At 49.6% G+C, this 8,427-nt stretch carries 5 protein-coding genes and 1 tRNA gene; all 6 read left to right on the top strand.

The window, feature by feature from the left end; genetic code table 11:
* Positions 1 to 2 precede the first annotated feature (2 nt).
* Positions 3 to 79: transfer RNA gene (locus C2M36_RS04415), tRNA-Met, on the top strand.
* A gap of 425 nt (positions 80 to 504) precedes the next feature.
* Positions 505 to 2,592 carry an elongation factor G gene (fusA, locus tag C2M36_RS04410; protein WP_105253877.1) on the top strand — a complete coding sequence of 696 codons (2,088 nt, stop codon included), beginning with the start codon at positions 505 to 507 and terminating at the stop codon, positions 2,590 to 2,592.
* A gap of 255 nt (positions 2,593 to 2,847) precedes the next feature.
* Positions 2,848 to 4,437: an alkaline phosphatase gene (locus C2M36_RS04405; RefSeq protein WP_105253876.1), complete on the top strand. Its 1,590-nt coding sequence runs from the start codon at positions 2,848 to 2,850 to the stop codon at positions 4,435 to 4,437.
* 12 nt (positions 4,438 to 4,449) lie between these two features.
* Positions 4,450 to 6,237, top strand: a complete 1,788-nt coding sequence (locus tag C2M36_RS04400; RefSeq protein ID WP_105253875.1) for an alkaline phosphatase — start codon at positions 4,450 to 4,452, stop codon at positions 6,235 to 6,237.
* An 80-nt stretch (positions 6,238 to 6,317) separates the two neighbouring features.
* Complete coding sequence (locus tag C2M36_RS04395; RefSeq protein WP_234399087.1) at positions 6,318 to 7,055, top strand: hypothetical protein; 738 nt, start codon at positions 6,318 to 6,320, stop codon at positions 7,053 to 7,055.
* A 787-nt stretch (positions 7,056 to 7,842) separates the two neighbouring features.
* Positions 7,843 to 8,271 (top strand): hypothetical protein, encoded by a 429-nt coding sequence (locus C2M36_RS04390; protein ID WP_105253873.1) that lies wholly within the window; start codon positions 7,843 to 7,845, stop codon positions 8,269 to 8,271.
* The last annotated feature ends 156 nt before the right edge of the window (positions 8,272 to 8,427 follow it).

Raw genomic sequence — 8,427 nt, 5'->3', positions numbered from 1 at the left:
GGCGCGGGATGGAGCAGCCTGGTAGCTCGTCGGGCTCATAACCCGAAGGTCGTCGGTTCAAATCCGGCTCCCGCAACCACTTCTTAGTGTTTTCTCACTTAAAGTTTTCAGATTTATTCTCTTTCTACCTCCGGTAGTCGGTTCGCTCTCAATATTCACAGCTCCCGCAACCAACTCTTAGTGTTTTCTCACTAAATTTATCAGAGTTACTATTGCTTGACCTGGCGTGTCGGGTTCAATTCCACCCTAGTTCATGATTGCTTGATATCGCACCGCTTTCTGGCTTTTTGCGCTTGTTGTGTTCCTAAAATACTGGCTTTACAAAGTTTTGATTCTATTTTTCTTCATGTAGAAGAAGCTGGCGACGTTTTAATCATCCGCAAATACTCGACTCGCCCAGTTTTTCTAAATTTGATTGCATTTTAAGCGGTTTCAATGATGATGTTCGCCACAAGAGGTGATATACTCCCGCCGAATAATTTTTCGACCAATCAGAGTATAGAAATGGCAGATTTATCCAAATACAGAAACATTGGTATTTTCGCGCACGTTGATGCGGGTAAAACTACCACCACTGAGCGTATTCTTAAGCTCACCGGTAAAATCCACAAAACCGGTGAAGTACATGACGGTGAATCAACTACCGACTTCATGGAGCAGGAAGCAGAGCGTGGTATCACAATCCAGTCAGCAGCCGTAACATGTGAGTGGAAAGGTCACCGCCTAAACGTAATCGACACTCCTGGACACGTTGACTTCACAGTTGAAGTATACCGTTCATTGAAAGTACTAGACGGTGGTATCGGTGTATTCTGTGGTTCTGGTGGTGTTGAGCCACAATCAGAAACCAACTGGCGTTATGCGAACGAATCAGAAGTAGCACGTGTTATCTTCGTAAACAAACTAGACCGTATGGGTGCTGACTTCTATCGCGTAGTTGGTCAAGTAGAAAAAGTACTTGGTGCTAACCCACTAGTTATGACTCTACCTATCGGTATCGAAGATCAGTTCTGTGGTGTTGTAGACGTACTAGAGAAGAAAGCGTACGTTTGGGATGACACAGGTCTTCCTGAGAACTACGAAGTACAAGACGTTCCAGCTGACATGGTAGACAAAGTTGAAGAATACCATGAGATGCTAATCGAGACTGCTGTTGAGCAAGACGATGACCTAATGGAAGCCTACATGGAAGGTGAAATGCCTTCTATCGAGCAGATCAAAGCCTGTATCCGTAAAGGTACTCGTGATCTAGCTTTCTTCCCGACTTTCTGTGGTTCTGCGTTCAAGAACAAAGGTATGCAACTAGTACTAGATGCTGTTGTTGATTACCTACCAGCTCCAACTGAAGTTGATCCTCAGCCGCTAACTGATCCTGAAACTGGTGAGCCTACTGGTGAAGTAGCAACTGTTTCTGCAGACGAGCCACTAAAAGCGCTTGCGTTCAAAATCATGGACGACCGTTTCGGTGCACTTACCTTTATCCGTATTTACTCAGGCCGCATGAAGAAGGGTGACACCATCCTTAACTCTGCTACTGGTAAAACTGAGCGTATCGGCCGTATGGTTGAGATGCAAGCGGACGAGCGTACTGAACTTACCGAAGCACAAGCCGGTGACATCATCGCTGTTGTAGGTATGAAGAACGTGCAAACTGGTCACACTCTTTGTGATCCTAAGCACGAATGTACACTTGAAGCGATGATCTTCCCTGATCCAGTAATCTCAATCGCTGTTGCTCCTAAGGACAAAGGCGGTAACGAGAAGATGGGTGTTGCTATCGGTAAAATGGTTGCAGAAGATCCTTCTTTCCAAGTTGAAACTGACGAAGATTCAGGTGAAACCATCCTTAAAGGTATGGGTGAACTACACCTAGACATTAAGGTAGACATCCTTAAGCGTACTTACGGTGTAGACCTAGTTGTTGGTCAGCCTCAGGTTGCTTACCGTGAAACTATCACTCAAGAAGTTGAAGATAGCTACACGCACAAGAAGCAGTCTGGTGGTTCTGGTCAGTTCGGTAAGATCGACTACCGCATCAAGCCAGGTGAGCAAAACTCAGGCTTCACTTTCACTTCATCAGTTGTTGGTGGTAACGTTCCTAAGGAATTCTGGCCAGCAGTTGAGAAAGGTTTCGCGTCAATGATGCAGGAAGGTGTACTTGCAGGCTTCCCAGTACTAGACGTTGAAGTTGAGCTATTCGACGGTGGTTTCCACGCAGTTGACTCATCAGCCATCGCGTTCGAAATCGCTGCTAAAGGCGCATTCCGTCAGTCTATCCCTAAAGCGGGCCCTCAGCTTCTTGAGCCAATCATGAAAGTTGACGTGTTCACTCCGGAAGACAACGTGGGTGACGTAATCGGTGACCTTAACCGTCGTCGTGGTATGATCAAAGACCAAGAAGCTGGCGCTATGGGCGTTCGCATCAAGGGTGAAGTACCACTATCTGAGATGTTCGGTTACATCGGCCACCTACGTACTATTACTTCTGGTCGTGGTCAGTTCTCTATGGAGTTCTCACACTACGCACCTTGTCCGCAAAACGTAGCGGAAGAAGTAATCGCAGCTGAAAAAGCGAAAAAAGAAGCTAAGTAATTAGTCATCTTTTTTATCGAAAAACCCAAGCTTAATGCTTGGGTTTTTTTATGGCCGCGTTTTACCCCAGGGTGCCAGCGAATGACTTATTAGTGTCATATTTCTATCATTTCAGAGTCAACAAACAGTTATTTTTTAGCAACATTCGTTCTCTACAGTATTGGCAGCAGTAAGGAAGCCCCTTGCTCTCAAGCATCAGCGCCGCAGAGCCGCGTCTCTATCCAGCGCTACTTAACCAATACTCGGGAACAAATCATGAAAGTGACAAAGTTAGCCCTTGCTACATCAGTGGCTTTGGCCCTATCTAGCCAAGCTTTTGCAGGTGTCATGCCTGCGGCGCAAGTCAATAGCCAGTGGTATCAAGCCGACCAAGATAAGCTGAACGCCAAGCAACAGCAGGCCACCTTAGAGAAAAAAACCAAAGCTAAAAACGTTATCCTCTTTGTCGGTGACGGCATGGGTATTTCTACCCTGACCGCAGCGCGTATTCTGCAAGGCCAAAACAATGGCAAGCTGGGTGAAGAAGGTTACCTCAGCTTCGAGCAATTCCCCTATTCGGCGCAAGTGAAAACCTACAACGTTGATGCCCAGACCCCGGATTCTGCCGGCACCATGACCGCCATGGTATCGGGTGTAAAAACCGACGTGGGTGTGATCGGTGTGGATGAAGACGTTGAGCGCGGTAACTGTGAAACGGTTGCCGGTAATGAACTGGTAACGGCCCTTGAGCTGGCGGAAATCCGCGGTCTAAGCACGGGAGTTATCTCAACTGCGCGTATTACCCACGCAACACCGGCGGCGACCTATGCCAAGTCGGCCGACCGCAACTGGGAAGATGTGTCTGACATGCCAGAAGAAGCCATCGCCGCAGGCTGTCAGGATATCGCTTCGCAGTTGGTTAACTTTGAAAAGAATTTAGAAGCACGCTTCCTGGGTACCGATGTCGATGGTATCGAAGTGGTCATGGGGGGCGGTCGCCGTCACTTCTTACCGAAAGACGAAGCCTTTAACAGCGACGATGCCCGCAGTACGGTTGAAGGGGATCGCACCGATGGCCTGGATTTAACTGCACAATGGCAAGAGCAATACGAAAACGGCGTTTATGTTTGGGATCGTGCCGGCTTTGACGCCATTGACGCGGATGCCGAGCGTGTATTTGCGCTGTTCAACGAATCACATATGCAGTATGAAGCGGACCGCGGCAGCGATATCTCTGGCGAGCCTTCATTGTCGGAAATGACCGAAAAGGCCATTGATATCCTTGATAACAACGACAAGGGCTTCTTCCTAACCGTGGAGTCCGGTCGTATCGACCACGCCCACCACGCCGGTAATGCCTACAATGCCCTGCATGACACCATTGAACTCGCTAAAGCAGTGCAACTGGCGGTAGACAGCACCAACCCGGAAGAAACGCTTATCCTGGTTACGGCCGACCACAGCCATGTGTTCACCATTGCCGGTTATCCGAAGCGCGGTAACCCTATCCTGGGTCAGGTTGTTGCTGTAGGTAGCACCACACCGACCATGGCCGCCGATGGTCAGCCTTATACCACAGTGGGTTACGCCAACGGCCTTGGTTTCCGTAACCTGGGCGCCGAAACCGATGCCGATGCCAGCTACAACGATGCGCCAATGGCGGGTCGTCAAAACATCAGCGGTCTTGATACAACGGCTGCGGGTTTCCACCAAGAAGCAACCATCCCACTTAGTTCAGAAACCCATGCCGGTGAAGATATTTCCCTGCATGCCATGGGCCCAAGCGCACACTTAGCGCAGGGTGTTGTTGAGCAGAGCGTGGTTTTCCACATCATCGATTCGGCGCTTGAGCTAACCAAGCAATAAGGAATTAATATAATGAAAAAGTTAAGTTTTCTTTCTCTCGCAGTACTGGCTGCGTTAGCTGGTTGCTCGGATGATGATGCGCCAAAAACCTTGAGCCTAGACACCGCAATTCCTGTTGGTGACAGCCAATGTATCAATGGCGGTACCCTGACTCAGGTGGGTGCCGACGATAATGGCAACGGCCAGCTAGAGCAGGGCGAAGTAGACGGTAGTAAGACCGTGTGTAACCCGGTTAAAACCACATTGGACGAGTCCGAACTAGCGAGCTTAACCAGCAACCCTTGGTTTGCCGATGCGCAGCAAAAGGTGGGTCAGGCTCAGGAGCGCACCGATGCCCTGGCGACAACTCCTGCGAAAGCGAAAAACGTGATCCTGTTTGTTGGTGACGGCATGGGCGTATCGACCGTAACTGCGGCGCGTATCCTTGCCGGTCAGCTTCAAGATAAGCTCGGTGAAGAGCACCAGCTTAGCTTCGAAGCCATGCCTTATTCTGGCTTCTCAAAGACTTATAACGTTGATGCGCAAACACCGGATTCGGCCGGTACCATGACCGCCATGGCCTCGGGTGTGAAAACCGATGTGGGTGTGATTGGTGTGGCCGAAGCGGTAGAGCGTGGCAACTGTGCCTCGGTAGAGGGTAATGAACTGGTAACGGCATTAGAGCTGGCAGAAATTGCCGGCAAGTCGACCGGTGTTATCTCAACGGCGCGTATAACGCACGCCACCCCGGCGGCAACCTATGCCAAGTCGGCAGACCGTAACTGGGAAGACGTATCCGATATGCCGGCCGATGCGGTTGCCGGTGGCTGTCAGGATATCGCCATGCAATTGGTGGACTTCGAGCAGAACCTTGAAGCGCGCTTTGATGTTGATGTCGATGGTATCGAGGTCGTGATGGGCGGCGGTCGTCGTCACTTCCTACCGAAAGATCCGGCCTTTAACAGTGCCGATGCGGTTAGCAGCACCGAGGGCGATCGTACCGATGGTATCGATTTAACGGCAAAATGGCAGCAAGCCTATCCAAATGGCACCTATGTGGTGGATCAGGCCGGCTTCGATGCCATTGACGCGGCGAACACGGAGCGCGTATTCGGCTTATTCAACGAGTCTCACATGCAGTACGAGCAAGACCGTGCCAATGACGTAGCCGGTGAGCCTTCGCTAGCCGAGATGACCACTAAGGCCATCGACGTGCTTGATAATAACAACGAAGGCTTCTTCCTGACCGTGGAAGCGGGTCGTATCGACCATGCTCACCATGCCGGTAATGCCTATAACGCCTTGCATGATACCGTGGCCTTTGCCGATGCGGTACAAGCGGCTATCGACAATACCAACAGTGAAGAAACCCTGATCATCGTCACCGCTGACCACAGCCACGTATTTACCATTGCCGGTTATCCTAAGCGTGGTAACCCAATCCTGGGCAAGGTTGTGGGTGTAGGCAGCAGCAAGCCAACCCTGGCCGCCGACGGTATGCCGTATACCACCTTGGGTTACACCAATGGTAATGGCTTCAAAGATCTGGGCGCAGAAACCGATGCCGACGCCGGTTATAACGGTGACATAGTGACCGGTCGCGTTGACTTGAGCGGTGTGGATACGACCGCTCCTGGTTTCCACCAAGAAGCCTTGGTGCCTATGGGCTCAGAAACGCACGCCGGTGAGGATGTGGGTGTCTATGCTCAGGGTCCGGGTGCACACCTGGTAACGGGTACCAACGAGCAAAGCTACATCTTCCACGTGATGAACTATGCTGCGGATCTGGTAGAGAAAGCCGAAGCCAAGTTAGCTAAGTAATAAGCCATGGGCCGAGCCGATGCTCGGCCCTGCTTATATCAATTCACTTAAATAGCTAATTCGGTATTAAAGGAATGAAAATGAAGTATTTTTCCCTTGCGGCACTGTGCTGTGCCATAGGCGGTATGGCCAATGCGGCTCAAGCAGAGCAATGTGACGCCAATGCCGAGGTATTAAAGGCCGACTATCAGCAGCAACAGGGCAAGCAGAATGCCAAGGGTTTTAGCCTGTGGCGTTTGCATCAGGAAGTCGCCCATCAGGCTCTGGCTCAGGGGCTGGTTGAAAAATGGCAGCACTTGCGCAGCGGCCAGGTTCGCCCGGTGCGCTATTTTGAGCAATACCAAAGGGGCATTGAATATCAGCCCGGTGAGCTTAAAGGCCAAGGGCTGGAAATTGATTGGTCTCAAAAATATCAGTTAGTGAGTAATGCCTTGCTGGAGCAGCCAGTGCGTACGCAGGGGCAGGGCTGCGAGCGTGAAGAGTTTTTTGAGCACGGCAATGAGCAGCAAAAGCTGGCCATTACCTGGCTACCCGAACTTAAGCTGGTGAAAAGCATGACCCTAAGCAAGCAGGATGATCAAGGCCAATGGCAACAAGTGAACAGCCTGGAATTGCAGGGCTATCAGCTAAACCAACAACAGGTTGAGCGTCAGTTTGCCTTGTGGGACCGTTATCAAAGCACCGACTATGCGGATGTCGGCGATAACGAGCAAGATCCCTTTCTCGCGAAAATGATTAACCAGGGTTTTATCGAGCATGGCGCTTCGGGCTTTTACAGCAGTGATGGTCAGGCGCTAAAGGGTGGTCATCATCATTAGTTTTTGTCGGGCCGCCGACAACGGCGGTCTTGTAGGTCAGGGTTTACCCTGACAACCTTGCAAGGCTAAAGCCTCGCCTACAGGTAATCGCAGGTATTGTCGTGTAGGTTAGACTTTGCCGCGTTGGGCGACGAGAGACCGAAGCAATGCTTCGCAGCTCGAGGAGGTGGAGGCATGGAAGCCGACAGGAGAGGCGCTTCACGGATGAATTTCTTGCACAGAGGTTAGTTTATGTCGCGTTGGCGACGACAACCAAAGGGCGGTTTACGCCAACCGCCCCTTGGAACCCCAAGGCGCCCGTGATTCGCTAATGCTTCCGAACTCAGGTTTTTGTTAAGCGTTCCGCTTAGCTTTCAACACGGTTTAACGAGTCTTCCTGACTCGGTAAACCTAACTCGATATCCCTATCTCATTGTTTCAAGCACACTCCACAACAAAAGCCGATTTCTTCAGCGCGAATTTTTACGGGATTAGGCTGATACATCTGCGTTTCAATTTAGGTTAACGCAAACTGTAAGTCCGATTAGAGGGAACAGCTGATGCTCATACTTCCACCGAAATCACTTTGTATACATCCATAATCGTTGAGTTTCTCCCATAGTCAGGAAAACGACCCAATGGGTCGTTTTTGTCGTGTCCACGTTTATAGCAATTTGGAGAAACTTCAACGCTGGTATGCACTTACTAAATCTGTTATCAATGGTCATAGGACAAAAACGAGACAGCTTGCGGTAGAAAAACGACCCAATCGCTCTATATTAAATTGTTATACGCAAAGGAGTTACCATTGAAATATCTACCTGCCTTCTTTATTGGTTTTTTGCTTGCGGCGCTATTATTTTACGCATTTCAATCGGCACCTGATTACACCTTGCTACTTGATTATTTGGCTACTGTTCCAAATCTGAACGCCAATAGCAAAGAATGGCTATTGCTGTTATTTCATGATTCGCTTATTTCAATAATTTCAGCCGCGGCAATTGTTTTTGGTTATCGTAAGCTCATGCCTGTGCAGCCATTTGATTGGTTAGCCATTGCTTTAATGCAATTGCCTGTCACGGTTCTTATTACTATGGTCAATGGCGTGCCTGCACGGTTTTCAACTACTTATGAGGTTGCAACCTCTGTGGCAAGTATTTTCGCTCTTAGTTGCGTTTTATTGGTGTATGCAGCAATAATTGCGTATAACAAGGCGTTAAAGGCGGATTCGCAATAGTTGGCTCGGTTCCGCTTCGCTTCACATTTTAGCCAACAAATACTCTCCGCTTACCGCGGCGTTAGATACAGGACTTACCCAAAAAAAGTAGACACCTTCTATAGTTAGAAAAAGAGGTGTCTCATGACTAAAAAGAAAAGAACCCAGGCCTATACC

Origin of the sequence: Pseudoalteromonas sp. T1lg75 (genome assembly GCF_002964705.1) — a bacterium.
In the GTDB taxonomy this organism is placed as follows: Bacteria; Pseudomonadota; Gammaproteobacteria; order Enterobacterales; family Alteromonadaceae; genus Pseudoalteromonas.
Note: the sequence above shows the minus strand (reverse complement) of the source record. Positions and strands in the feature narration are given on the sequence as shown.

What these genes read in the sequence shown, in the direction of transcription:
- fusA (WP_105253877.1), top strand. Translation starts at nt 505, where the DNA reads ATGGCAGATTTATCCAAATACAGAAACATTGGTATTTTCGCGCACGTT.
- C2M36_RS04400 (WP_105253875.1), top strand. Translation starts at nt 4,450, where the DNA reads ATGAAAAAGTTAAGTTTTCTTTCTCTCGCAGTACTGGCTGCGTTAGCT.
- C2M36_RS04395 (WP_234399087.1), top strand. Translation starts at nt 6,318, where the DNA reads ATGAAGTATTTTTCCCTTGCGGCACTGTGCTGTGCCATAGGCGGTATG.
- C2M36_RS04405 (WP_105253876.1), top strand. Translation starts at nt 2,848, where the DNA reads ATGAAAGTGACAAAGTTAGCCCTTGCTACATCAGTGGCTTTGGCCCTA.